The organism is Krasilnikovia cinnamomea, assembly GCF_004217545.1.
Taxonomy (GTDB): Bacteria; Actinomycetota; Actinomycetes; order Mycobacteriales; family Micromonosporaceae; genus Actinoplanes; species Actinoplanes cinnamomeus.
This window is the reverse complement of record NZ_SHKY01000001.1, coordinates 6,826,108-6,852,714: the sequence shown is the minus strand read 5'-3', so window position 1 is coordinate 6,852,714 and position 26,607 is coordinate 6,826,108. Positions and strand designations below refer to the sequence as shown.

General features: G+C 74.3%; 9 protein-coding genes and 3 pseudogenes. 7 read left to right on the top strand and 5 right to left on the bottom strand.

All coding sequences use genetic code 11. The features are described 5' to 3' along the window. Positions 1-47 precede the first annotated feature (47 nt). On the bottom strand, positions 48-7,817 hold the full coding sequence (locus EV385_RS30450) for a type I polyketide synthase (RefSeq protein WP_130512579.1): 7,770 nt from the start codon (positions 7,815-7,817) through the stop codon (positions 48-50). Positions 7,818-8,108: 291 nt separating this feature from the next. Here EV385_RS30450 and EV385_RS30445 point away from each other — a divergent pair, with 291 nt between their 5' ends. The 4 genes and pseudogenes from EV385_RS30445 (at position 8,109) to mhpA (ending at position 11,939) form a co-directional block, all read left to right on the top strand. After that, a complete protein-coding gene (locus EV385_RS30445) occupies positions 8,109-9,140 on the top strand; it encodes an FkbO/Hyg5 family chorismatase (protein ID WP_130512578.1) in 1,032 nt (343 codons plus the stop codon). Positions 9,141-9,153: 13 nt separating this feature from the next. Next, positions 9,154-9,669: pseudogene (locus EV385_RS36240) on the top strand (3-deoxy-7-phosphoheptulonate synthase); the annotation flags it as partial. Next, positions 9,646-10,323 (top strand): 3-deoxy-7-phosphoheptulonate synthase, encoded by a 678-nt coding sequence (locus tag EV385_RS36235; protein WP_479723882.1) that lies wholly within the window; start codon positions 9,646-9,648, stop codon positions 10,321-10,323. The pseudogene EV385_RS36240 and the gene EV385_RS36235, both read left to right, overlap by 24 nt. Before the next feature lie 35 nt (positions 10,324-10,358). After that, positions 10,359-11,939: a bifunctional 3-(3-hydroxy-phenyl)propionate/3-hydroxycinnamic acid hydroxylase MhpA gene (gene mhpA, locus EV385_RS30435; RefSeq protein ID WP_130512576.1), complete on the top strand. Its 1,581-nt coding sequence runs from the start codon at positions 10,359-10,361 to the stop codon at positions 11,937-11,939. 12 nt (positions 11,940-11,951) lie between these two features. Here the strand turns inward: mhpA and EV385_RS30430 are convergent, their stop codons facing one another. Next, the gene (locus EV385_RS30430; protein WP_130512575.1) at positions 11,952-14,762 is read right to left on the bottom strand and encodes a helix-turn-helix transcriptional regulator; all 2,811 of its coding nucleotides are present in this window, start codon (positions 14,760-14,762) and stop codon (positions 11,952-11,954) included. A 96-nt stretch (positions 14,763-14,858) separates the two neighbouring features. On the opposite strand from EV385_RS30430, the gene EV385_RS30425 reads away from it, so the two are divergent. From EV385_RS30425 to EV385_RS30415, 3 genes are read left to right on the top strand one after another with little or no spacing between them, the layout of a single operon-like run. Continuing rightward, the gene (locus EV385_RS30425) at positions 14,859-16,253 is read left to right on the top strand and encodes a glycosyltransferase (RefSeq protein ID WP_130512574.1); all 1,395 of its coding nucleotides are present in this window, start codon (positions 14,859-14,861) and stop codon (positions 16,251-16,253) included. Continuing rightward, the gene (locus EV385_RS30420) at positions 16,246-17,415 is read left to right on the top strand and encodes a cytochrome P450 (protein ID WP_130512573.1); all 1,170 of its coding nucleotides are present in this window, start codon (positions 16,246-16,248) and stop codon (positions 17,413-17,415) included. The genes EV385_RS30425 and EV385_RS30420 overlap by 8 nt, the downstream gene beginning before the upstream one ends. Before the next feature lie 13 nt (positions 17,416-17,428). Next, a complete protein-coding gene (locus EV385_RS30415) occupies positions 17,429-17,626 on the top strand; it encodes a ferredoxin (protein WP_130513663.1) in 198 nt (65 codons plus the stop codon). Between the two features lie 204 nt (positions 17,627-17,830). On the opposite strand, the pseudogene EV385_RS35445 reads toward EV385_RS30415, so the two are convergent. The 3 genes and pseudogenes from EV385_RS35445 to EV385_RS30400 all read right to left on the bottom strand — a co-directional run. Then, a pseudogene (locus tag EV385_RS35445) lies at positions 17,831-18,292 on the bottom strand (phosphotransferase); the annotation flags it as partial. Positions 18,293-18,535: 243 nt separating this feature from the next. Further along, complete coding sequence (locus EV385_RS30405) at positions 18,536-20,458, bottom strand: fibronectin type III domain-containing protein (protein ID WP_130512572.1); 1,923 nt, start codon at positions 20,456-20,458, stop codon at positions 18,536-18,538. 75 nt (positions 20,459-20,533) lie between these two features. Beyond that, a pseudogene (locus tag EV385_RS30400) lies at positions 20,534-26,584 on the bottom strand (SDR family NAD(P)-dependent oxidoreductase); the annotation flags it as partial. Between the last annotated feature and the right edge of the window lie 23 nt (positions 26,585-26,607).

Here is a 26,607-nt window from a genome sequence, read left to right as displayed (position 1 = left end):
GTCCCCATTTCCTGACGAGTTCTCTGCCGGGCGGTGAATCGGGTTGGTCACGAGAAGTCCTGCAGCTCTTCGTCGATGATCGCGAACAGGTCGTCGACCGACGCGGTCGTGATGTCGGCTCCGGTGGTGCGCGGCTCGCCGTGCGCCAGGCCGGCCATGATCCGTTCGAGCCGGGTCTGCAGGCCGGTCCGGTCGGGGCTGGTGGCGGCGGACAGGGACCGTTCGAAGCGGTCCAGTTCGGCGTCGGGGGTGCCGAGCCCGGCCGGGCGCGCGGCGACCAGGTGCGCCAGCAGGTGAGCGGCCACCTCGCGGGGCGTCGGATGGTCGTACACCAGCGCGGAGGGCAGGTCCAGGCCGGTCGCCGTACCCAATCGGGTGCGCAGTTGCACCGCGGTCATGGAGTCGAAGCCCTGGTCGCGGAAGGACTTGTCGGCGCCGATCGCGGCGCCGTCGGGGTGCCCGAGGACGCTGGCCGTCTCGGCGCGCACGAGCTCCAGCAGAGTGCGTTCGCGGTCCGGGTCGGCGAGTCCGGCCAGCCGTTCGGCGAGCCCGGTGCCCGGCGTGGGCGGCGGTGCGGCCGACGCGGCGCGCGCCTCGTCGATCCCGGTGAGCAGTGTGCTGGGCCGCTGCGCGGTGAATCCGGGGATGAACCGGGACCAGTCGGTATCGGCGATGGTGAGGGTGACCGGATTCTCGGCGAGGGCTCCTTGGAGCGCGAGCAGCGCGACGTCGGGGTCCATCGGCAGCACGCCGCGTCGGCGCATCCGTTGCTCGACGGCCGGGTCGGCGGCCAGCCCGGCCCCTGCCCAGGCGCCCCACGCAAGGGACGTGGCGGGCAGGCCCGCGGACCTGCGGTGGTGCGCCAGCCCGTCGAGGAACGCGTTGGCCGCCGCGTATCCGGCCTGGCCGCCGCCGCCCCAGGTGGCGGCGGCGGAGGAGAACAGGACGAAGGCGCTGAGGTCGTGGGTGAGCTCGTGCAGGTTCCAGGCGGCGGCCACCTTGGCCCGCAAGAGCGCGGCCAGCCGCGGCTCGGTCAGCTCGGCGACCGGCCCGTCGCCGGTGTCGACGCCCGCCGCGTGGAAGACCGCGCCGATCGGGGTGCGGGCCAGCACCGCGGCGAGCGCGTCGCGGTCGGCGGCGTCGCAGGCCTCGATGGTGACCGTGGCGCCGCGGGCTTCCAGTTCCGTACGCAGCTCGCCGGCGCCGTCCGCGTCGGGGCCGCGCCGGCTGAGCAGCACCAGGTGCCGGGTTCCGTGCGCGGCCAGCCACCGGGCCACCCGGCCGCCGAGGCCGCCCGTGCCGCCGGTGACCAGCACGGTGCCCTCGGCGCGCCACGGCCGTGCCGGGTCGCCGGGGGCGGCGGCACGGACCAGCCGGCGGCCGTACGCGCCGGTGGCCCGCAGCGCCACCTGGTCCTCGTCCGCGAAGCCGCCCGCGAACACGTGCGCCAGGGCGGCGGCGCCCTCGTCGAGGTCGGCGGGCAGGTCGAGCAGGCCGCCCCACTGGTGCGGCAGTTCCAGGGCGGCGACGCGGCCGAGTCCCCACAGCGCGGACTGTTCGGGGGCGTCGACCGCGTCGTCGGGGCCGGTGGACACCGCAGCGCGGGTGGCGCACCACAGCGGCGCGGCGATGCCGGTGTCCGCCAGCGCCTGGATCAGGGCGACGGTCCGGGTCAGCCCGGCGGGCACCGCCGCACCGGCGCGCGGCGCCGGCACGGCCAGCAGCGACAGCACCCCGGCGACGGTGACGTCGCGCAGCGGCGACAGGGCGTGGGCCAGCCCGGCGCGGTCGTGGTCCGCGACGTCCACCCGCAGCGCGTGGGTGCCGTGGGCGGACGCGAGCCGGTGCAGCCAGTCCTCGTCGAGTTCGCCGTCCGGCACGACGATCAGCCACTGCCCGGGCGGGCCGCCGGGTCGCGGCCGCAGCCGCTGCCAGCTCTCCCGGTAGCGCCAGGAGTTCACCACGGCGCGCGTGCGGTGCCGGTCCCGCCAGGCGGTCAGCGCGGGCAGCAGCGCCTTCTCGGTCCAGGTGTCCAGGTTCAGCGCGGCGCCCAGGTCGCCCCGGTCGACGAGACGCCACCACTCGTCGTCGGTGCGGCTGTCCGGGGTGGACGCCGGGCGCCGGGGCCAGAACCGCTGCCGCTGGAAGGGGTAGGTGGGCACGTCGACGCGGCGGGCGCCGGCGAAGAACGCGGCCCAGTCGACGCCAACCCCGGCGACGTGCAGCCGGGCCAGCGCGGACACCGCGGTCGTCTCCTCCGGCTCGTCGCGGCGCAGCATCGGGACGGCCGTGCACCGCGCCGGGGCCAGCCCGGCGACCATGGCGGTGAGTACGGCGTGCGGGCCCAGCTCCAGGAACGCGTCGACCCCGTGGTCGACGAGCGAGCGCACCGAGTCGGCGAAACGTACGGTGTCACGGACGTGGTTGATCCAGAACTCCGGTGCGGTCACGTCGCCCGCCGTGGCGAGCGGAACCGTGGGCGGCGCGAACGTGAGGCCCCGCACCACCGCGCCGAACTCGGCCAGCATCGGGGCCATCAGCGGGGAGTGGAACGCGTGGGAGACGGCCAGCCGGGTGGCGTGGCGGCCCAGCCGGGCGACGACCGCCTCGACCTCGTCCTCGGCGCCCGAGATGACCACGGCGGTGGGGCCGTTGACCGCGGCGACGGACACGTTGGCGCTCAGCAGCGGCAGCACCTCGTCCTCGGCGGCCTGCACCGCGACCATCGCCCCGCCGGCCGGCAGGGCCTGCATCAGCCGGGCCCGGGCGGACACCAGCGTGCACGCGTCGGGCAGCGACAGCACGCCCGCCACGTGGGCGGCGGCGATCTCGCCGACGGAGTGCCCGGCGAGGTGGTCGGGCCGCACCCCCCAGGACTCCAGCAGCCGGTACAGCGCGACTTCGAGCGCGAACAGGGCGGGCTGCGCGGCACCGGTCTCGTTCAGCGTGTCCTGGTCGTCCGGCGGCGGCGCGCCGCCCTCGCGGTCGGCCACGGCGAGTTGCGCGAGCACCGCGTCGTACGCGCGGGCGAAGGCGGGGAACCGGGCGTGCAGTTCGCGGCCCATGCCGGCGCGCTGCGCGCCCTGGCCGGTGAACAGCAGGGCGAGCCGTCCGCGCCCGGCGGCGCCCCGGGCGATTTCCGCGACACCGTCCTCGGTGGCCAGCAGCGCGGCCCGGTGTTCCAGGTGGGCGCGGCCGGTGACCAGCGAGAACCCGACGTCGGCCGGGGAGTCGCCCGGCAGGATCGCCCGGACGCGGGCGACCTGGTCGGCGAGGGCGGCCGCCGAGGCTCCGGAGACGAGCACCGGCACGGCCGGTGGCCGCGCCGCCGGGGACGCCGGCTCGGGCGTCGGGTCGACGGCGGGCGCCTGTTCGAGGATGACGTGGGCGTTGGTGCCGCTGATGCCGAACGCGGAGACGCCGCAGCGGCGCGGCCCGTCGGTACGCGGCCAGGTGACCTGCTCGGTCAGCAGGCGTACGGCGCCCGCGGTCCAGTCGACGTGCGGGGACGGCTCGGTGACGTGCAGGGTGCGCGGTGCGACGCCGTGCCGCAGCGCCTGCACCATCTTGATGACCCCGGCGGCGCCCGCGGCGGCCTGGGTGTGCCCCAGGTTCGACTTGACCGAGCCGAGCAGCAGCGGGTTCGTCCGGTGCTGCCCGTACGCGGCCAGCAGGGCCTGGGCCTCGATCGGGTCGCCCAGGGTGGTGCCGGTGCCGTGCGCCTCGACGACGTCGACGTCGCCCGGTGTCAGCCCCGCCGACGCGAGGGCCTGCCGGATCACCCGCTGCTGCGACGGACCGTTCGGGGCGGTGAGGCCGTTGGAGGCGCCGTCGGAGTTGACCGCGCTGCCGCGCAGCACCGCGAGCACCTCGTGCCCGTTGCGGCGGGCGTCGGACAGCCGTTCCAGCAGCAGCAGACCGGCCCCTTCGGACCAGCCGGTGCCGTCGGCCGACGCGGAGAACGCCTTGCACCGGCCGTCGGGGGCCAGCCCGCCCTGCTGGGTGAACTCGATGAAGGTGCGGGGGGTGGACATGACCGTGACGCCGCCCGCGACGGCGAGGTCGCATTCGCCGCGGTGCAGGGCCTGCGCCGCCAGGTGGACCGCGACCAGCGACGACGAGCAGGCGGTGTCGACCGTGACGGCCGGGCCTTCCAGGCCGAGGGCGTACGCCACCCGGCCCGAGACGACACTGCCGGCGGTGCCGGTGCCCCAGTGGGCCTCGGTCCCTTCCGGCGGGCCGGGCAGGTCCGCGCCGTAGTCGTGGTACATGACGCCCGCGAACACCCCGGTGCGGGTGCCGCGCAGCGCGCTCGGGGCGATCCCGGCGCGCTCCACCAGCTCCCACGACGTTTCCAGCATCAGCCGCTGCTGGGGGTCCATGGCCAGGGCCTCACGCGGGGCGATCGTGAACAGTTCGGCGTCGAAGTCGGCCGCGTCGGTGAGGAAGCCGCCGGTGCGGGTGGCGCTGGCCCCGCCGTACAGGTGGGCGAGGTCCCAGTCGCGGTCGGCGGGGAAGTCGCCGATCGCCTCGGCGCCGTCGGCGACGAGGCGCCACAGCTGTTCGGGGGTGCGCACGCCGCCGGGATAGCGGCAGGCCATGGCGACGATCGCGATCGGCTCGTCCGGCCCGGTGGCCGGTCGCGCCGGGGCCGCGGTTTCCGGCTCGCCCAGCAGGACGCGGCGCAGGTGTTCGGCGAGGGCCTCGACGGTCGGGTAGTCGAAGATCAGGGCGGCGGGCAGGGTGAGCCCGGTGGCCGCGACCAGCCGGTTGCGCAGCTGGACGGCGGCGACCGAGGTGAACCCCAGCTCGCGGAACGTACGGGCGGACCCGCCGTCGACCGGTGCGCCCAGCACGTCGGCGGCGGCGCCGCGTACCAGGTCGAGGGTGGCGGTGCGCTGCTCGGCCGGTGACAGGCCGGCCAGCCGGGTACGCAGTTCGGAGCTCTCCCGCTCGTCCGGGACGGGGCGGGGTGCCAGGTCGATGAGGCCGCGCAGCAGCACCGGCACGGTCCGCTGCGCGCCGAGGCCGAGCCGGGACAGGCGCAGCACGACGGCGGCGGCCAGGTCCATCCGGGCGACCAGGTCGAACATCGCCAGGCTCTCGGGTACGGGCAGTTCGGCGTCGTCGGCGCTGCTCCAGGCCAGCCACGTGGCGGGCAGGCCCCGGTCGCGCCGGTGCCGGGCCAGCGCTTCGAGGAACGCGTCCGTGGCCGCCCCCTCGCCGGGGCCGGGGCCGCCCAGGGCGCCCGCCACCGAGCCCAGCAGGACGAACGCGCCGGGCTCGGCGTCGCCGGTCAGGTCGTGCAGGTTCACCGCCCCGGCCGCGGTCGAAGCGAAGGACTGTCCACGCTCGGCATCCGGTTCGGCGGCGCCGTAGAGCACCGCGGTGACCGGGCGGCGTACCCTGTCGAGCACCGCCGCCAGCGCCGCCCGGTCGGCGACGTCGCAGGCGGCGACCGCGGTTTTCGCGCCCAGCGCCGTGAGCTCGCGTTCCAGCCGGGCGGTCCGGTCGTCGGCGCGCCCGCCGGGGCTGACCAGCAGCAGGTGCCGCGCCTGGTAGGCGCCCACGAGATGGCTGACCAGGGCGGCGCCCCGGGCGCCGGTGACCCCGGCGACCAGGACGGTGCCGCGCGGGTCCAGGCGCAGCCCGGCGCCGCCGTCGGTGGCGGTCCAGACCCGGGCCAGCCGGGGCACGAGCGCGACGCCGCCGCGCACCGCGACCTGCGCCTCCCCGGTGTTCAGGACGGCGGGCAGCAGGTCGAGGGAGCCGTCGGTGTCGACCGCGACGACCCGGTCCGGGAACTCGGCCTGCGCCCAGCGCAGCAGGCCCCACGCGGCCGCGTGGCCGAGGTCGCCGACCCGCTCGCCGTCACCGGCCGCCACGGCCGCGCGGGTCACGACGGCCAGGCGGGTGCCGGCCAGCGGCCCGTCGGCGGCCCAGGACCCCAGCGTGTCCGTCAGGTCCCGGACGACGGCCGGGGCGGCCCCCGGCTCGTCGGAGAGCGGGTCGCCCTGCTGGCCGGTGGTGGGCGGGAGCCGCAGCACCGCCACCGCCGGTGCGCGGTGTCCGGCGCGCACCGCCGCGCTCAGCGCCGCGACGTCCGGGTACGCCGTGACGGTGCCCCCGGCGGCGCGCACCGCGTCGGTGAGCTCGCCGGCTTCCGCGCCGAGCACCGCCCAGTCCGGCCCGCCCGTCGGCTCGACGGCGCGGATGGACGGCAGCGGGGACCACACCGTACGCAGCAGGGACTCGGAGGTCCCGTTGCCCGCCGCGCGCAGCCGGGCCGGACGGTCGAGCAGCACGTGCCGGGTGATCTTGCCGGAGGAGGTGCGCGGGATCCGGTCGATCTCGTACACCTCCTCGGGCACCTTGAAGGTGGACAGTTCGTCGCGGCAGGCGGCGAAGAGCCGTTCGGCGTCGAAGCCGCCCGGCCCGGGCACCACGAACGCGACCGGCACCTCGCCCAGAACCTCGTGCGGGCGGCCGACCACGGCCGCGTCGGCGACGCCGGGCACCCGCAGCAGCACGTCCTCGATCTCCGCGGGGTGGACGTTCTCCCCACTGCGGATGATCAGCTCGCGGCTGCGCCCGGTGATGGTCACGTAGCCGAGGTCGTCGCACCGTGCCAGGTCGCCGGTGTGGTACCAGCCGCCCGCCAGCACCTGCGCGGTGGCGTCCGGCTGGTTGTGGTAGCCGCGCATCAGGTTCGGGCCGCGGACCCACACCTCGCCCTCGGCGCCGGTGGGCACGTCCAGCCCGGTGTCGGAGTCGACCAGGCGCAGCGCGAGCCCCGGCACGGGCAGGCCGCAGGAGCCGTCGACGCGGGCGCCGTGCGGCCAGTTGACGGTCATCAGCCCGCAGGTCTCGGTGCTGCCGTACCCGTCGAGCAGCGGTACCCCGAAGGTCTGCTCGAACGTGTCGCGCAGCGCGGCCGGGCAGATCGATCCGGCGGTCAGGGCCAGCCGCAGCGCGCTGCGGTGCGCGCCGTGCTCGCGCGCCTCGGCCAGCAGGTAGTGGTACATGGCCGGGACACCGGCCAGGAACGTGTACCGCTCGTCGCGCAGCGCGCCGAGCACGTCCTCGGGGGCGAACCCGTCGAGCAGGGTGGCGCTCGCCCCGACCACGGTGACGCCGAGCACGCACAGCACGTGCGCGAGGCTGTGGTGCAGCGGCATCGGCCACAGCACCTCGTCGGTGTCGCTGAGCCCGAGGATCGGGGCGTAGCAGGCGGCGATGGACCACTGGCAGCTGCGCTGGGTGGAGACCACGCCCTTGGGGTTGCCGGTGGTGCCGGACGTGTAGAGCATCCACGCCGGGTCGTCGAGGCCCTGGTCGTCGCGCGGCGGCGTGGCCGGTTCCGTCCCGGCCAGTTCCTCGAAACGCACCAGCGGGCGCGGCGGTGGCTGCTCGCCGGTGACCACCACGCGCAGGTACGCGCGCCCCGGCAGCAGCCGACGTACCTGTTCCAGGTGGCCGGGGTCGGTGATGACGACCCGGGCGCCGCTGTCGTCGAGCGCGTACGCGAGTTCCGCCGCGCTGGCCGCCGGGTTGAACGGCACCGCCACCCCGCCCGCCCGGGAGACGGCCAGGTAGCTCTCGATGACCTCCACCGCGTTGCCGAGGAAGATCATGGCGCGGTCGCCGGGCTGCAACCACAGCCCGGACAGGTGACCGGCCAGCCGCCGGGTACGCCGTTCCAGCTCGGCGTAGCCGACCGCGCGGCGCCGGTCACGGAAGGCGACCTTGTCCGGTCGGACCGCGGCGTGCTCCCGCAGGATCTCGGGCAGCGGCCGGATCAGGTCTGCACGCAACATGCGACGTCACTCCCTGGTTATCCGAAACGACGCGGCGTTGCACGACCACCCGCGCGACTCGTCACCGGGACGCTAGCCGGGCGGGGGCAGAGGAAATATCAGGAATCCCGGCGGCACCCCCTTACCCACCCCCTACGACCCCCCTATGTTGACCGTCTCACCTCCACCGGCCGCACCGGAAACAAATTCCCTAGTACCGCGCTGCTAGCCTTCGCCACGCAAGCGGCACCGGCACCACCACAATGGACATTCCATACCGTCTTTCCTTTCTGGAATGGAACGGAATTCAACATGACGCAAACACGGTTCGCCGACTCCGGACCGAGTCTGGAATACGCGCCGCGCACCACCTTGTCGGATTTCGGGACCGTCGCCGACCCGGCCGCCGGCGGCTACCTGCTCGGGCAGATCAACTACACCACCGCCGCGGCCGACCCGACCGTGTCGGGCACGGGATCCCCCGTGCTGGACCTGCACATGACCGCCGATCCCGGCGACGCGTTCAGCGAACTGTGGATCACCCGCGACCCGGTGCACTCGGGCACGCACGACGGGGTGGTCTTCGCGCACGACGGCGAGTACCTGCTGTGCGCGGGCCGGGTGCCGCAGGCCCGCACGTACGCCGCCGCGACCGAGCACGCCTACCTCGCCGCGCTGAACGTCATGCGCGACCTGGGCTACCGGCACTGCTACCGGATGTGGAACTTCGTCAACCAGATCAACGCCCCCAACGCCGAGGGGCTGGAGACCTACCGGGACTTCTGCCTGGGCCGGGCGAACGCCTTCGAGAAGACCGGCTTCGGCGAGGACGTCATGCCCGCCGCCACCGGCATCGGCTCGCTCGGCGGCGGCATCGGGTTCTACTTCCTGAGCGGCCGGTCCGCCCGGCCGACCATGATCGAGAACCCGGAGCAGATGTCGGCGTACCACTACCCCCGGCGCTACGGCCCGAAGGCGCCGAAGTTCGCCCGCGCCGCCCACCTCGCCACCGCCGGCAGCGGCCACGTGTACGTCTCCGGCACCGCCAGCATCACCGGGCACAAGACCCGGTACGCCGGCGACATCGTGCGTCAGACCCACGTCTCGCTGCAGAACATCGCCCGGGTGATCGGCGCCACCAACCTGTGGGAGCACGGGATCCCCGACGGTCATTTCCTGTCCAACCTGGACCACGTCAAGGTCTACGTCCGGCACGCCGAGCACATCCCGGTGGTCCGGCAGATCTGCACCCGGGCATTCTCCACGGCCGCCGAGATCCGTTATCTCAACGTGGACATCTGCCGTTCCGATCTGCTGGTCGAGATCGAGGGAATCGCGTACTGACATGCGTCCCGCAATCGCCCCGGCGACCGTCGACGGCAGTCCGTGGGAGTCGCTGCCGGCCCGGGAACAACCCGATTGGCACGGCCATCCGGATCGTCGGCGGAACCTCGCCGAATTGCGTGCGAGTCCGCCATTGGTGGCGGAATGGGAAATCGCGGCCGCACACCGGGCGATCGCCACCGTAGCGGCCGGGGACGCCCGACTGCTGCAGGCTGGTGACTGCGCGGAAAGCCTGGCGGAATCCGGCCCGGCCGCCACCGCGGCGAAGGTGGCGGTGCTGGCGGACCTGGGTGACCTGGTCACCCGGCGCACCGGCGACGCGGTGGTGCTGTTCGGCCGCCTCGCCGGACAGTACGCCAAACCCCGGTCGCAGCCCACGGAGACCGTGCACGGGGTGGAGCTGCCGGTCTTCCGCGGGCACCTGGTCAACGCGCCCGAGCCGGACCCGCACGCCCGGGCCGCCGACCCGCGGCGCCTGATCGAGGCGTACCGGGCCAGCGCGCGGGTGCTGGCGGGACTGCGCACGCACCGGCAACGCGGCGACGCCGGGCCGTGGGCCAGCCACGAGGCGCTGGTGCTGGACTACGAGAGCCCGCAGGTCCGGCGCGGCGAGTGGAGCGGCGAACGCTACCTGGCCTCCACCCACCTGCCGTGGATCGGCGAACGCACCCGGCAGCTCGACCACGCCCACGTGCGCCTGCTGGCCTCGGTGACCAACCCGGTCGCCTGCAAGGTCGGGCCCGGCGCGACCCCGGACGACGTGGTCGCCCTGTGCGCGGCACTGGACCCCGGCCGCACTCCCGGGCGGCTGACCCTGATCGCCCGGATGGGCGCGGAGCGGGTCGGCGCGCTGGCACCGATCGCGCGGGCGGTGCGCCGGGCCGGGCATCCGGTGGTGTGGCTGTGCGACCCCATGCACGGCAACACCGTGCGCACCAGATCCGGGAAAAAGACCAGACAGCTGGCCACTATGATCCGGGAGGCGTCGCGGTTTCGCGCCACAGTGGAGGGTCTCGGACTGCACCCGGGCGGCCTGCACCTGGAGGTGGCCACGACCGAGGTCACCGAGTGCGTAGGCGGCCCGGTGCCCGACGAGGACGCGGTCGGCGGGCGCTACGAGTCGCTGTGCGATCCACGGCTGAACCCCGCGCAGGCCCGCGAACTGATCCGCTGCGTCTTCTGACATACGCTGCGTCTTCTGACATCCCAGGAGGAGACATGACCGACACCGACGTCGACGTCGATGTCGCGATCGTCGGCTGCGGCCCGGTCGGTCTGGTCCTCGGCATCGTCGTCGCCCAGCGCGGGTGGCGGGTCGCGATCCTGGAACGGTACGCCGGCCAGTACCCGTTCCCCCGGGTCGTGGCGTTCGACGGCGAGACCGCCCGCAACTTCGCCACGGCCGGACTGAACGACAACCTGTACGAGCTGGGCGAACCCGTCGACGAGTACGACTTCCAGAACGCCGACGGCAAGACCCTGCTGCACCTGCACTCGCCGTACGAGCCGGACCGCGACGGCTGGCCCAAGGCGATCGTGATGCACCAGCCGACCTTCGAGGCCGCGCTGCGCGAGCACGCCCGGACACTGCCGACACTGCGGCTGCTCACCGGGCACACGGTCGAGCGGATCACCGAACACGACGACCGGGTGGAGGTCGACGGCGACGGCTTCGCCGCAGGGTTGACCGCCCGGTGGGTGGTCGGCTGCGACGGGGCGAACAGCTTCGTCCGCGACCACGTCGGCACCCCCGTCATCGACCTGGAGTTCGCCCACGACTGGCTGCTGTGCGACGTGGTGTTCCACGAGCCGCGCACCTTCGTGCCCAACGACGTGCAGATCTGCGATCCGCGCCGCCCCACCACGATCGTCTCCAGCGGCCGGGGGCACCGCCGCTGGGAGTTCATGCGGCTGCCCGGCGAGAGCGTCGAGGAACTCAGCCGGGCGGAGACGATGTGGCGGCTGCTGGAGCCGCACGGCGTCACCCCGGACAACGCGGAACTGACCCGGCACATCGTGTACACGTTCCGGGCGAACATCGTGCGGGACTGGCGGCGGGGCCGGCTGCTGCTGGCCGGGGACGCGGCGCACCTGATGCCGCCGTTCATCGGGCAGGGCATGTGCTCCGGCGTCCGCGACGCCGTGAACCTGGCCTGGAAACTGGACCTGGTGCTGCGCGGCGTCGCACCGCAGACCCTGCTGGACGCGTACCCGAAGGAACGCGACCCGCACGTGCGGCGGACCACGGACCTGGCCATCGAGGTCGGCAGGATGATCTCCGAGCTGGACCCGGTCGCCGCCGCCCGCCGCGACGAGGCGATGTTCGCCCTGCAGCGCGACCCGCAGCGGGCCGCCGCCGCGACGCCGCAGTACTTCGCGCTGGAGGACGGCATCATCCGGCGCGACCCGGCGGGCGCGCCCACCGGGCTCGCCGGTGACCTGGTGCCGCAGGGCCGGGTCCGCCGGGGCGAGCACACCGCGATGTTCGACGACGTCGTGGGCCGCGGGTTCGTGCTGTTCGCGGCGTTCGACCCGTACCTGGTGCTGGACGAGGACGACGTGGCGTTCCTCAAGCGAATCGACGCGCACGTGGTCCGGGTGCTGCCGTCCCGGATGCCCGGCAAGAGTCTCAAGGACCACGAGGTCGTCGACGCCGACAACGTCTACCTGCCGTACCTGACCGGGGCCCGGCAGGTCGGCGCGCTGGTGCGGCCCGACTTCTACCTCTTCGGCAGCGCGGCGTCCCGGCCGGACCTGTCCACACTGGTCAAGGATCTGCGGGACCGCCTCACCGGGTGAGACGCGGCCCGGTCACGCCGTGGCCGCCAGGTGGGTCTGCAGTTCGCTGGGCAGCTCCCGCCGGTACCTGATCCGCAGCTTGCGGTAGACCCGCGTCAGGTGCTGCTCGATGGTGCTGGCGGTGATGAACAACTTGGCCGCGATCTCCCGGTTGGTCAGGCCCGCCGCGGCCAGCGCGGCCACCCGCAGCTCCGACTCGGTCAGCAGGACCAGCCGGTCGCGGGGATGCTGCCCGCCGCCGTCCAGCCCGGTCCGCAGCGGCAGCACCCCGTCGGTCAGCACGGCCGCGCCGCAGTCCTGCGCCACCTGCGCCGCCAGCCGGGCCATCGGCGCGGCCCGGCGCAACTGGCCCACCGCGCGGTAGGCGGTGCTGAGGTCGGCCATGGCGCGGGCCAGCTCGTACCGGTCACCGCAGCCCTGCAGGATCGACACCGCCTCGGCCAGCAGCTGCGGGCGGCTGTGGACCGGGCTGGTCGCGGCCAGCAGCCGCAACGCCACCCCCCGGGTACGCGAACCCGCCGGCCCCACCTTGGCCAGCTGCTCGTTGAGCAGGCGGCGCACCTCGGCCAGGTTCTCGTTCTTGCGCAGCCAGGCATCCGCGGCGCTGGTCCGCCACGGCACCAGGCCGGGCACGTCCATCCCCCACGCCGCGGTCAGCTCGCCACACGACAGGAAGTCCGCCAGCGCGGCGTAGTCGCGGCCGGTCGCCAGGTAGTGCTCGCCGCGGGCGTGCAGGTAGTGCAGCCCGTACCGGCTCTGCAGCATGGTGTCCGGCACCGGTTCGGCCAGCAGCCGGGTCGCCTCGTCGCGGCGCCCCAACCGGGTCGCGGCCGTGATCGCACACCCCAGCGGCAGGCCCACGGCCACGCCCCAGCCGGTGGGCGGCAGGACACTCAGGGCGGTGGTGGCGTCGCGCAGGGCGGACGCGAGGTCACCGCGGCGCAACGCCACCTCGGCGCGGACGGCAGTGGCGAACGCGACGCCGAGCGGGGTGGCCGCATCGCGGTCCACGAGGCCGAGCTCGGCGTCGGCGTCAGGGGGCGCGAGCTGGGCGGTCGCGGTGACGTGGGGCGTCGACAGCTCCGCCAGCAGGTGGTCGCACCAGGAGCGGGCCGCGTCGAGGCGCTCCGCGTACAGCAGCACGAGCAGCGACTGCAGGGCCGTCTGCACGCCCCAGACGTATCCGTCGCTGGGCCGGACGGACTGCAGCAGCAACTCGGCGTCGGCCACGGCCTGCTCGCGGGCGCCCCTGCCCAGCACGGCGACCAGCGCCGCCGTCGATCGCCGCCACGCCTCGGCCGCCTGCCCGGCGCCGCGCGGCGCCCGGGCGACGTCCGCCGGCCCCCGGTGGGCCAGCGTCGGGAAGGTGCCCGCCAGCCACAACTCCAACGCCTGACGCTCCGCGTCCGCCGGCGGCTGCGGGCGCGTTTCGGTGGGGTGGGCCGCGACATCGTGGACGGACCGCACCCGGGCGAGGACGCCGGCCGCCTCCGCGAACCGGCCGTACCAGGCCAGTTGCCCGGCGAGGGCGACGGCGTCGCGGCCGTCCAGGCCACCCGCCTGCGCGGCCCGGACCAGCTCCGGCAGATGCCGCGCGGCGGTCGCGGGCCGCAGCCGCCACTCGATGCGGGCCAGCTCCGCGACGACCTCGGCGTCACCGTCCACGGCGGCCCGGGCCAGATCCAGATACCGTACGGCGTCATTGAGCCGTTCGCGCCGCACCGCGTGCCGCGCCGCCGCCCGGAGCACCCCTGCCGCCCACATCGGGTCGGCCGTCGCGCTGCCGTGCGCGGCCGCCCGCGCGAGGTCGGCGGCCGTCGCATCGCCGTATGCGGCCGCCCGCGCCAGCAGGGGGGCCACCTCGTCGGGCGGTGCACCACGCTCGTGGCGCAGGCGGGCGGCCCGCTCGTACAGTGCCGCTCGTTCGGCCGCGGTCAGCTCCGCCAGCACGGCCGCGCGGGTGGCCGGATGCCGCAGCCGCCCGCCGGACAGCAGACCCGCCGCCGACAGCAGGCCGACCGCGTCGGCCACGGACTGGGCGCGTAACCCCGGCAGCTCCCCCGGCGTGTCGAGCACGGCCAGGGCGCGGGCGAGGTCTCGCGCGTCCGGACCGCAGCGGTGCAGGCAGCTCAGCAGCGCCTGACGGTAGCCCGCACCGGGCCGCCCGCCGTCCTCGCGCAGCGCGCTGACCAGCAACGGGTTCCCGCCGGTCAGCGGGTAGGCGTCCGGGTCACCGTCGAACATCGCGCGTACGGTGCGTTCGGCCAGCGGGGCGACCGAGAGCCGGGCGCAGTGCCGGTGGCGCAGCAGTTCGGTGTGCAGGGACGAGGTCCGGGGTCGCGGCCCGGTGGTCTCGGTGAGCACGATGAGCACGGCCGCCGTGGCGGTGCGCCGGACGCAGGCCAGCAGCCAGTCCAGCGACGGCGCGTCGGCGTGCGGCACGTCGTCGACCGTGATCAGGACGGGCCGCCGCCGCGCGAGCTCCACCACGGCACGGCAGAGGTCCTGGACTCCGCCGGAGCCGGTGCCCGGCGCGGGCAGGCGCTCCGGGCCCAGCAGCTGCCCCACCACGCCGAACGGCAGCGTGCGCTCCCGCTCCGCGCACGTGGCCCGCAACCACGTCCACCCGTGGGCCGTCGCGTCCTCACCGAACAGGTGCACCAGGGCGGTCTTGCCCGCTGCCACCGGCCCGCTGACCAGCGCGACCCGGCCGTGTCCCGCACGGGCCGACGCGGCCAGCTCGCCCAGCGCGGCCCACTGCTGCTCCCGCTCGGCCAACTCCGGCGGCACGGCCAGCTCGCGCTGGGCCAAGGCGGAAGCCATGCTCGCGTACCCCTTCGGACGGTGGTCGGAGGTGAACGCAGCCTACGAGCGGCAAGACTAGGAAACTTCCGGAGTTCCGGTCGCCAGGATGCACCCATGACTGCGCGCCCGGGCCCGATCCTGTTCGTGAGCATGCCCGAGAGCGGGCTGCTGAACCCCATGCTGGTACTGGCCGAGGAGCTGTCCCGACGGGGGACGCCCGAGCTCTGGTTCGCCACCGACGACAACCGGCGCGCCGACGTCGAGGCGGCCGGGGTGGGCTCACCCGTACGGTTCGTCTCGCTCGGCGCGGTGCTCTCCGAGCTGTCGTCGGTGACCTGGGACGACCAGACGTACCGGGCGGTGACCCAGCGTTCGCGGTTCAAGGCGCGCCGGGCCGTCATCGAGAAGACGTTCGTGCCCCGGTTGCAGGCGGCCAAGTACCGGCTGCTGGAGCGGGCGGTCGACGAGATCGAGCCGGCGCTGATGGTGGTGGAGAGCATGTGCCAGTACGGCTTCCAGCTGGCCATCACCAAGAAGATCCCGTACGTGCTGAGCAACCCGTTCGTCGCCAGCAACGCGGTCAGCTCGCTGGTGCCGATCGGCAGGTCGTACACGCCGAAGGACTTCCCCGTGCCGCACTCGGGCTACCCGGCGCGGATGAGCCTGGCCCAGCGGCTGAACAACCGGCTGTTCCGGTGGCGGATGCTCACCCTGTTCCTGTCCAAGACGATGAAGGAACGCAACGCCGAGGACGCCAAGGTCCGCGCGGAACTCGGCATCGACGCGAGCGCGGTCGGCCAGATGACCCGGGTGGAGAAGGCCGAGTTCGTGCTGAACTACTCGCTGCCCGAACTGGACTACCCGTTCGACATCCCGCCGATGTTCCGTACGGTCGGCGCCCTGGTGCCGCCGCTGCCGCAGGCCGAGCCGGGTGAGCTGGCCGAGTGGCTGGACGCCCGGCCGTCGGTGATCTACCTGGGGTTCGGGACGATCACCCGGCTCACCGAGCCGGAGGTGGCCGCGCTGGTGGAGGTGGCCCGGCGGATGCCCGCGCACCACTTCCTCTGGAAGCTGCCCACCGAACAGCAGAGGTTCCTGCCGCCACCGGACCGGCTGCCCGCCAACCTGCGCATCGAGAACTGGGTGCCGTCACAGCTCGACGTCCTGGCGCACCCGAACGTCAAGGTGTTCTTCACCCACGGCGGCGGCAACGCGTACCACGAGAGCCTCTACTTCGGTAAGCCGATGGTGATGCGCCCGCTCTGGGTCGACTGCTACGACCAGGCCATCCGCGGGCGGGACTTCGGGGTGAGCCTGACCCTGGACACGCCGCGCACGTTCCGCCCCGACGACGTGGTCGACAAGCTCACCCGGGTGCTGTCCGACGACTCGTTCCGGGTCAACGCGGAACGCTTCGCGCGGCTGCAGCGCGAGGCGGGCGGCCGGGTCCGCGCCGCTGACCTGGTCACCGCACTGCTGCCCGCACGGGAGGCCACCCGCGATGTCTGACACCGACGCCGTCCCGTTCCTGCTGCGCGGGCCGGGCAAGCCGTTCCCCCCGCCCGAGTACGCGCAGATGCGCCGCCGCGACGGTCTGGCCCGCGCGGTGCTGCCGTCCGGCACGCCGGTCTGGCTGGTGACCCGCCACGAGGACGTACGGGCGGCGCTGACCGACCCGCGGATCAGCTCCGACCCGACGCACGACGGTTTCCCCCGGCCCGCCAAGACCGTCGGGGTGCCCTCGGCGCAGGAGGTGCCCGGCTGGTTCGTGGCGCTGGACCCGCCCGAGCACGACCGGTTCCGCAAGGCGCTGATCCCGGAGTTCACGGTGCGCCGCATCCGGGAGCTGCGGCCCGCCATCCAGGCGATCGTGGACGCCAGCGTGGACGCGATGCTGGCCAAGGGGAACTCCGCCGATCTGGTCGAGGACTTCGCTCTGTCCGTACCGTCGCTGGTGATCTCGATGTTGTTGGGTGTTCCCGCGGTCGACCGGGACTTCTTCGAGGCCAAGACGAAGGTGCTGGTGACCATCAGCGCCTCCGACGAGGAGCGCGCCAAGGCCAGTGAGCACCTGCTGCGCTACGTCAACCGGCTGATCATGCTGCGCACCAAGCGGCCCGGCGACGACCTGCTCAGCCGCCTGATCGCCAACGGGGTGCTCAGTGTCGAGGAGCTGTCCGGGGTGGCGATGCTGCTGCTCATCGCCGGGCACGAGACGACCGCCAACAACATCGCGCTGGGCGCGGTGACCCTGCTGACCAATCCGGAGTGGATCGGCGACGACCGGGTGGTGGAGGAGCTGCTGCGGCTGCACTCGGTGGCCGACATCGTCGCGTTGCGGGTCGCCGTCGAGGACGTCGAGATCGGCGGGCAGCTGATCAAGGCCGGGGAGGGCATCGTGCCGCTGGTGGCGGCGGCCAACCACGACGAGAACCAGTTCGGCTGCCCGGCGCACTTCGATCCGAGCCGGTCGGCGCGCCAGCATGTCGCGTTCGGGTACGGCGTGCACCAGTGCCTCGGGCAGAACCTGGTGCGGGTGGAGATGGAGCTGGCGTACAAGACGCTGTTCGCGCGGGTGCCCGGTCTGCGCCTGGGTGTGCCGGTCGAGGAACTGCCGTTCAAGTACGACGGCGTGCTGTACGGACTGCACGCCCTGCCGGTCCGCTGGTAATGGAGAGGAACCCATGGCCCACATCGAGATCGCGCGGGGGCGCTGCATCGGGGCGGCGCAGTGCGTGCTGTCCGCGCCGGAACTGTTCGACCAGGACGAGGACGGGATCGTGGTGGTGCTCGACGACGCGCCCGGGGGTGAGCTGGTCGAGTTCGCCCACACGGCCGCGATGGTCTGCCCGTCGCAGTCCATCAGCGTCGCCGCGGACTAGGGATTCAACGCTGCTGACCGGCCGGGGCGGCGAGGTCGGGGGCGGCGAGGACGCCTCGTCGCGGCCGGTCCGGTGCACGGTCCAGCGGGCAGCGGCGGCCGCGAGCTCCCCACGGTGCGGCGCCGGTGACTGCTCGTGCCGTAACCGGGTGAGTCCGGCGATCGCCTGGGCGAACGCGTCGAGTGCCTGCGGCCGCGCGGCCGCCCAGGCTGGGATCACGCCGGCCCACGCCTCGGCCTGGCTCGGGGTGTGGCCGGCGCGGATCAGCCGGACGACCATGAGCGCGGTGTCGATCCACGCCGCGCCACGACACGGCATCGACCAGTCGACGACGGCGACACCGTCGCGGCGGAGGAGGAAATTTCGCGGGGTTACGTCGGTATGAGCCAGCGTCGTCCCATCGACCAGTTCGGGTTCGATCCAGCCCGCCCATCGCTTGGTTGCGCCCTGAATGGGGATCGGCGGGCCTGGCGTGAGTTCGTCCGCGAGGGCAATCAACGTCGTGGAAACCACGTCGAGGTCTGGCGAGCCGACTCGCAGATCGGGATGCCGACCGGGAACGTGCTCGAAGCCGAGCAGCAGCCAGCCATCCTGCTCGATCCGCCAGCGCAACCGCGGAACCCGGTCGGGCAGGCAGGGGTTCAGGCGGGCCTCGTTGCGGTGCATCCACCCGAGCGGGTTGCCGGCGTCGACGGCCTTGCAGAAGTACCGGCCGGTGCCCGTCTCCAAGACCGCGACGAGATCGGAGACCGCACCCGTCGCCACCGGGCGAACCCTCATGACGCCGCCGACGCGGTGCTCGGTCGCGGCGCGCACCGCAGATGGAAGCTCATGCCAGTGGCGACGGGTCACGGCCACATCTTCCTCGCCGGCCGCAGATGAACGTCCGTTGGGCGCCGCCTCCCGCCGCTACCCGGTGGTGCGGCGGCGCGGGCGCGACGCCAGCAGCAGTCCGCCGCCGGCCAGGATCGCCGCGGTGGCCAGCAGGAGCAGGGTCGCGACGCCGGGGCCGGTGACGGGCAGACCCTGGACCGTGATGTCCAGCGCCATCGCCCGCGCCGTGCCGTCCGGTGCGACACCCTGGGCGACCGCGGTGTGCGCCCCCGCGGCGAGGTTCGCCGGCACCAGGATCGACTTGCGGAAGGCGCCCGACGCGTCGGTGACCACCGTGCCGAGCACGGTCGGGTCGGAGTAGAACGTGAGAACCACGGTCGAGAAGGCCGCGAAGCCGTCGCCGAGGAAGGTGATCGCCTGCCCCGGCTCCGCCGTCGTGATCCTTCCGTCAGTGGTGGTCAGGATGAGGTTGGTGGGTGGCGGGCTCGACGGAATCCGCGGTGCGGAAGCGGTCACCGTACCGGCGCCGGTGGTCACCCGGGAACTGCCGTTCGGTCCGCGCGACACCACGCTCAGGGTGTACGCCTGCCCCGCCACCGCGCCCAGCACGCAGGTCAGTGCGGTGGACTCGCAGGAGGACACGATGTCGCCGCTGCGTGCCGTGGCCTGGTAGTCGTCGATGGCGCTGGTGTCGTCCGGCGCCGTCCAGGTCACCGTGATGGAGGACTGCCCGGCGACGCCGGAGACGGTCGGGGGCGCCGGTGGCCGGGGCAGGATCTCGATCGTCCGGTCCTCCGACTCCGCCTCCGCGTAGACGCCGTTGCCGACCTGCACGGCCGCGACCGTGCAGACGCCCTCGGTCTTCACGGTCAGGGTGGTGCCCTTCGTCGTGCAGACACCGGTCGTGCGGGAGCGGAACGTGACGGGCAGCCCGGACGATGCGGTGCCGCTCAGGGTGCTGTCACCCACCTTGCGGGGGCCGGGCTGCGGGAAGGTGACCGTCTGGGTGAGCTTGTCGACCTGCAGTTGCGGGAAGCAGGCCGCGGACTGGCCGGAGCCGCCGCCCGGAGTGGAGCCGATGCAGACGCCGAACGCCGCCTCGACATGGTTGAGCTGGGTCAGCGTGTCGGCGTGCAGTTCGTACAGGGCGCCGGCGTTACCGCGTACCTGTACCGCAGCCTGGCAGTTGAAGTCCCCCGCGCCGATCACCCCGCCGGTGAGTGTGAAGGTGCGGCTGCCCGCCGTCGCGGTTACCGTGCCGCCGCAGGTGTTGCCGCTGGACGCGACGACGGCGAGTCCCGCAGGCAGGCTCAGTTTCCAGGCGATGCCGGAGGTCACCGCGGTCGGATTCTGGTCGGCGCGGTACAGGTAGAACGTCAGCGTCGACGTGTCGCCGACGGTGATGTCGCCGGGTTGGAAGTAGCCGGACAGCGTCGGCGGGGCGGTCGTGACCACGAGGGTGTCGGGGGTGATCCCCGCGCCGATCTGCCCGGCGGTGCTCGTGACCGCCGAGTTGTCGATCGTGTACGAGCCGGAGTGGGCCGAGGTCACGGCGATGCCGACGGTGCACTGGGGATCCGCGGCGGCGAGGTCGATGCCGGACACGACGAGTTGTGCGTCCCCGGGGTTCGGGTTGACGGTGCCGGCGCAGTCGTTCGCGACGTCGCTGGACGCGACCACCAGGTGTTCGGGCAGGTCGATGGTGAACCCGATGCCGGTGAGGTCGCTGGCGGTCACGTTCGGGTCGCGCTGCACCGTCAGGGTCAGGCCGGACGAGGCGTGGTCGCGGATTGTGGACTCGGCGAACGCGGCGCGCAGGTGGGTCTGGAAGCCGTTGAGGATGGTGACGGCGGCCGCCTGATGCCGGCTGGCCTTGTCGTGCGACGCCGGTGCTGCCGCCGCGGCGGGACCGCCGCCGCCCGCGCCGAGAGTCGCCGCCACGGCCACGGCGGTCACTGCACCGAGTGCCGCGGCCCGCCTGCGCTGGGACCAGTCCATGTGCGTACGCCTTCCGTCCACCGCCGATGCCAGGTGGACGATATGCGCCTAGGACGGTGATATTCGCCTTTCACGTTATTGATCAGCTTTCGGATGACGCTGCGACGGGGTGTGCCCGGCGGTCAGGTCCGTCAGCCACTCGTCGATCAGCTGGGCGGTCAGCGCCGAGTCCTCCATCACCATGGACATGTGGTCGGTCTTGATCTCCCGGACCTCGTCGGCGGGCACCGCGACCGCGATCCCCGACGAGGTCTCGAAGTCCGTGCCGTCGACCTCCCGGGTGCAGCGGATCATCAGCTTCGGCACGGTCGGCTCGTCACCGATGCCGGTCATCTTCACGAACCAGTGGGCCATCGCCGACAGCCGGGCGCTGTTCATGCTGACCGCGGGCGAATCCATGCTGGAGAAGTAGTTCGTCGAGGTCGCGTCGAAGTTGATGTTCTCGCTGTCGTCGTAGCGCAGGCTCAACGTGTCGAGCATGATGACCGCCTCCGGCCGTACCCCCCAGGTCTGTTCCAGGATGCCCGCGGCGAAGTACGCGAGGGTGCCGCCCGACGAGTGTCCGAGAAGGACGAACGGGTCGCCCTCCGAGGCGTGCAGCACGCTCTCGGCGACGACCCGGCCGGCCGCCTCGGTGGTGGCGGGCAGCGGCTCCCCCGGCGCGAAGCCGACCAGCGGCAGGGCGGACACGTGCCGCTTGCCGCGCAGGTGGGCCGCCACCCGCGCGTACAGGTGCACCCCGGCGCTGGCGCCGGGCGAGCTGACGCAGATCAGCCGCGGCTGCCGGGAGCCCTCGGCGAGGGTGACCGCGGCGGGTAGGTCCTCCAGTTCGGCCGGGGAGTCGAAGCTGGGGCGCAGCGCCGCGACCGCCGACAGCAGGCGCAGCCCGGCGAGGGCCCGGCCGTCGCGGACCGCCTGTTGGAACAGCTCGTGCACGGTCTCCCCGGCGGCCACCGTCCGGGTGGCGCCCGGCGCGGCGGCGCCGCCCGGTGCCGCACCGGCCAGCTCGCCCAGCAGCCACTCGGCGAACCCGGCCGGGGTGCGGCTGTCGAACACGATCGACGTCGGCAGCCGCAGGCTCAGCGCGTCGGACAGCTGGTTGCGCAGCTCCACCGCGATCAGCGAGTCGAACCCGAGCTCCAGGAAGTCACGCTCCGCGTCGATCGCGGTGGGGTCGGCGTGGCCGAGCAGCTTCGCGGCGTACTCGGCGATCAGGTTCCGCAGGAACGTCCGCTTCGCCGTACCGTCCATGGTGTCCAGCCGGTCGCGGACCGTGGCCGCGGCGCGGCCGGTGCGCACCAGCGGCCGCGCGCCGCCCGCGACCAGGTTGCGCAGCAGCGGCGGCACCTGGCCCTGCGCGGAGCGCGCCCCGGCGGCGCTGAGGTTCAGCGCGGCGATGGTGGGGCGGTCGGCGGCCACCGCCGCGTCGAACGCCGCGTGGCCCTGTGCCGCGCTCATCGGCGGGAAGCCGGAGCGGGCGATGCGTTCCCGCGCGGCGGCGCTGAGCTCGGCGGTCATCCCCGCCACCGGCTCCCACGGCCCCCACGCGATCGACGTGCCCGGCAGCCCGTGCGCCCGGCGCAGCTCGGCCAGCGCGTCGAGGAACGCGTTGGCGGCCGCGTAGTTGCCCTGCCCGGCGCCGCCCATGATGCCCGCCACCGACGAGTACAGGGCGAAGACCTCCAGGTCGAGGCCGCGGGTGGCCTCGTGCAGGTGCCACGCGCCGTCCGCCTTGGCGGCCAGCACGGTGTCCACCCGCTGCGGGGTCAGCGACGTCACGAGGCCGTCGTCGAGCACCCCGGCGGCGTGGATCACCGCGGTCAGCGGGTGCGCGGCCGGGACCGCGGCGATCAGCTCGTCGACCTGCGCGCGCGACGACACGTCGCAGGACGCGAACGTCACCTGGGCCCCCGCGTCGCCCAGCCGGGCCCGCAGCGCGGCCGCGCCGGGCGCGTCCGCGCCGCGGCGACCGGCCAGCAGCAGGTGCCGCACCCCTTGGGCGGCGAGGTGGTGGGCCAGCTCGGCGCCGAGACCGCCGGTGCCGCCGGTGATCAGTACGGTGCCGTCCGCGGGCCAGGTGCGCGGCTGCGGCGCTTCGCCGGTGATCGGTACGAGGCGCGGCACGTAGGCGACGCCGTCGCGGATCGTGACCTGTGGCTCGTCGCCGGTGATGAGGGCGGGCAGCAGTCCGGGCGACACCTCGGCCCGGTCGATGTCGACCAGCAGGAACCGGCCCGGGTGCTCGGACTGCGCCGAGCGGACCAGCCCGGCCGCCGCGGCGGCGGCGGGATCCACCTCGGTCTCGCCGGGCAGGGTGACCGCGCGGCTGGTGACGAAGACGACGCGCGTGTCCGCGAACCGGTCGTCCGCGACGGCCTCCCGCACCACGGCCAGCGCGTACGCGGTCAGGGTGTGCGCCGCCACGGCCGGGCCGGCGGTGGGGTCGGCGGCCAGCGGCACGAGGAACACCTCCGGTGCGCCGACCCCGTCGACCAGCGCCCCGGCCAGCGAGTCGCCGTACGCGGTGACGGTCTGCCCGGCCGAGTGGACCGCGAAGCCCAGGTCGAACTCGTCGACGCCGACCACACCCCACCGGCCGTGGAACGGCTCGGCGGCGAGCTGGGCGGGCGAGAAGTCCACCCGGAACGCGGCGGGCAGCGGCCGCGCCGCCCGCGCCGAGGTGGTCCGCAGCTCCAGCGACTCGACCGATAGCACCGGCACCCCGACCGGGTCCACGGCGGTCACCGCGACGGCGCCGCCGGGCAGCGGGGACAGCCGGACCCGCAGCGCGGACACCCCGGTGGTGTGCAACGACACCCCGCCGAACGCGAAGGGCAGCCCCTTGCTCTGCTCGCCGAGGAACACGATGGGGTGCAGCGCGGCGTCCAGCAGCGCCGGGTGCAGCCCGAACGACGCGGCACCGGCGACCCGGTCGGGCAGGGCGACCTCGGCGAACACCTCCCCGTCGCGCCGCCACACCGCCCGTACCCCCTGGAACGCGGGGCCGTAGGCGAGTCGCGCGTGCTCGGCGAGCTGGTCGTAGAAGCCGTCCAGCGGTACGGGCTCCGCGCCGGGCGGGGGCCAGGCGGTCACGTCGAACGCCGCGACCCGCTCGCCGGTGGTCAGCTCGCCCGTGGCGTGCGGCACCCACTCGCCGGCCGCCTGCGCGTACACCCCGACCCTGCCGTCGCTGACCCGGACCTGCACGGTGACCGGCTCGTCGGCGGGCAGCACCAGCGGCGCGGCCAGGGTCAGGTGTTCGATCCGGTCGTGGCCGGCCAGGTCGGCGGCCCGTACCGCCAGCTCCAGGAAGCCCGTGCCGGGGAACAGCACCGCGCCGCCCACCACGTGCTCGGCCAGCCACGGGTGGGTACGCAGCGACAGCTGCCCGGTCAGCACCAGGTCGCCGGACCCGGCGACGGTCACCGCCGCGCCCAGCAGCGGATGCCCGGCCGAGGCGACGCCGAGGCCCGCCGCGCCGACGCCGAACGCGGCCGTGCCGGACGGCCAGTAGCGCCGGTGGTCGAAGCGGTACGTGGGCAGTTCCACGACGCGGGCGCCGGTGCCCGCGAAGAACGCCGCGAGCTCGACCCCGGCCCCGGCGACGTGCAGGGTCGCGAGGGCGGCGACCACCGCCTCGGATTCGGGGCGGTCCTTGCGCAGCAGCGGGGTGACGACCGTGCCGTCGGGTACGAGGTGCGCGGCGAGCGCCGCGAGGGTGCTGTCGGGGCCGACCTCGACCAGCGCGGTCGCACCCCCCGCGACCAGGGCGGCGACGCCGTCGGCGAACCGTACGGGATCGCGTACCTGCCGGACCCAGTAGCCGGGTTCGGTGACGTCGCCCGTGGACACCATCGGGATCGTGGGCTCGTGGTAGGTCAGCCCGGCCGCCACCGACCGCAGGTCGTCGAGCATCGGGTCCATCAGGGGCGAGTGGAAGGCGTGCGAGACGGCCAGCCGCTTGGTCCGCTCGAAGCGGGCCGCGACGGCCAGCACCGCGTCCTCGCGGCCGGAGATCACCACCGCGTCGGGGCCGTTGACCGCGGCGACGGCGACGTCGCCGGTCAGCAGCGGGCGGATCTCGGCCTCGGTGGCCTGGACGGCCACCATGGTTCCCTCCCGGGGCAGCGCCTGCATGAGGCGGGCCCGCGCCGCGACCAGCCGGCACGCGTCGGGCAGCGACAGCACGCCCGCGACGTGGGCGGCCGCGATCTCCCCGACGGAGTGGCCGAGCACGTGCGCGACGGTGACGCCCCACGACTCGGCCAGCCGGAACAGCGCCACCTCGACCGCGAACAGCGCGGGCTGCGCCCAGCCCGTCTCGTCGAGCTCCGCCTGGCTGTCACCCCACATCACCTCGCGCAGCGGGCGCGGCAGCAGCGGGTCGAGGTGCGCGCAGACCTGCTCCAGCGCGGCGGCGAACACGCCGAAACGTCCGGCCAGTTCCCGGCCCATGCCGAGCCGCTGCGCGCCCTGCCCGGAGAACAGCGCGCCGACCGGCCGCTTCGCGGCCACGCCCCGCGCCAGCTCGACGACGCCGTCCGGCCCGGCGCCGAGCACGGCCCGGTGCGGGAAGAGGGTACGGGTCGTGGCCAGCGAGTATCCGACGTCGAGCGGGTCGGTCGTCCGTTCACCACCATCGAAGGCGGTTCGCAGCGCGTCGAGCTGCGCGTCCAGGGACGCCGCGGAGCGCGCCGACACCGCCCACGGCACGAACCGGGGCGCACCCGCCCCGGGCCCGGCCATGGCTTCCGGCGCGGGCGCCTCCTCCAGGATCACGTGCGCGTTGGTGCCGCTGACCCCGAACGCGGAGACCCCGGCCCGGCGGGGACGGTCGGTGGCGGGCCACGGCTCCGCCTCGGTGAGCAGCCGCACCGCGCCCGCCGACCAGTCCACGTGCGACGACGGCCGGCTGACGTGCAGGGTGCGCGGCAGCACCTCGTGGCGCAACGCCTGCACCATCTTGATCACCCCGGCCACCCCGGCGGCGGCCTGGGTGTGCCCGAGGTGGCTCTTGACCGCGCCCACCCGCAGCGGCACCGTGCGCTCCTGCCCGTACGCGGTCAGCAGCGCCTGGGCCTCGATCGGGTCGCCGAGCACCGTGCCGGTACCGTGCGCCTCCACGGCGTCCACCTCGGACGCGGTGAGCCCGGCCCGCGCCAGCGCCGCCTTGATCACCTGGATCTGGGCGGGGCCGTTGGGGGCGGTCAGGCCGTTGGACGCGCCGTCCTGGTTGGTGGCGGAGCCCTTGACCACGGCCAGGACCCGGTGGCCGAGCCGCCGCGCGTCGGACAGCTTCTCCAGCACCAGCACCCCGACGCCCTCGGACCAGCCGGTGCCGTCCGCGTCGTCGGAGAACGCCTTGCACCGGCCGTCGGGGGCGAGGCCGCCCTGCCGGGTGAACCCGGCGAACCCGGCGGCGGTGCTCATCACGGTGACCCCACCGGCCAGGGCCAGGGTGCACTCGCCGCCGCGCAGCGCCTGCCCGGCCAGGTGCAGGGCCACCAGCGACGACGAGCAGGCGGTGTCGATCGTGACGGCGGGACCGCGCAGCCCGAGAGCGTAGGCGACCCGGCCCGACATGACGCTGGCCGCCGTGCCCATGCCCGCGTGGCCCTCGACGTCCTCGCCGGACATCATCAGCACGTGGCCGTAGTCCTGCCCGTTGGTGCCCACGAACACGCCGGTGCGGCTGCCGCGCAGCGACCTCGGGTCGAGGCCCACCCGTTCCAGGGCCTCCCACGAGGTCTCCAGCAGCAGCCGCTGCTGCGGGTCCATCGCGAGGGCCTCGCGCGGGGAGACGCCGAAGAACTCGGCGTCGAAGTCCGCGGCGTCGAAGAGGAAGCCGCCCTGCAGGGTGGCGCTGCGCCCCGCGTCGTCACCGGCCAGGGCGCCGAGGTCCCAGCCCCGGTCGCCGGGGAACGACGTGATCGCGTCGCGGTCGCCGCTGACCAGCCGCCACAGGTCCTCCGGCGACTGGACCCCGCCGGGCAGGCGGCAGGCCATGCCCACGATCGCGATCGGCTCGTGCGCGGACGCCTCGGCCCGTTCCAGCCGCTGCCTGGTCTCGTGCAGGTCCGCGGTGACCCACTTGAGGTACTCGACGAGCTTCTCTTCGTCCGACACGTCCGTTGCCCTTCTTGTCGCGG

Excerpts from the sequence above, each read along its gene's own strand:
- EV385_RS30450 (WP_130512579.1), bottom strand. The coding sequence starts at position 7,817 with ATGTTGCGTGCAGACCTGATCCGGCCGCTGCCCGAGATCCTGCGGGAG.
- EV385_RS30445 (WP_130512578.1), top strand. The coding sequence starts at position 8,109 with ATGACGCAAACACGGTTCGCCGACTCCGGACCGAGTCTGGAATACGCG.
- mhpA (WP_130512576.1), top strand. The coding sequence starts at position 10,359 with ATGACCGACACCGACGTCGACGTCGATGTCGCGATCGTCGGCTGCGGC.
- EV385_RS30430 (WP_130512575.1), bottom strand. The coding sequence starts at position 14,762 with ATGGCTTCCGCCTTGGCCCAGCGCGAGCTGGCCGTGCCGCCGGAGTTG.
- EV385_RS30425 (WP_130512574.1), top strand. The coding sequence starts at position 14,859 with ATGACTGCGCGCCCGGGCCCGATCCTGTTCGTGAGCATGCCCGAGAGC.
- EV385_RS30420 (WP_130512573.1), top strand. The coding sequence starts at position 16,246 with ATGTCTGACACCGACGCCGTCCCGTTCCTGCTGCGCGGGCCGGGCAAG.
- EV385_RS30415 (WP_130513663.1), top strand. The coding sequence starts at position 17,429 with ATGGCCCACATCGAGATCGCGCGGGGGCGCTGCATCGGGGCGGCGCAG.
- EV385_RS30405 (WP_130512572.1), bottom strand. The coding sequence starts at position 20,458 with ATGGACTGGTCCCAGCGCAGGCGGGCCGCGGCACTCGGTGCAGTGACC.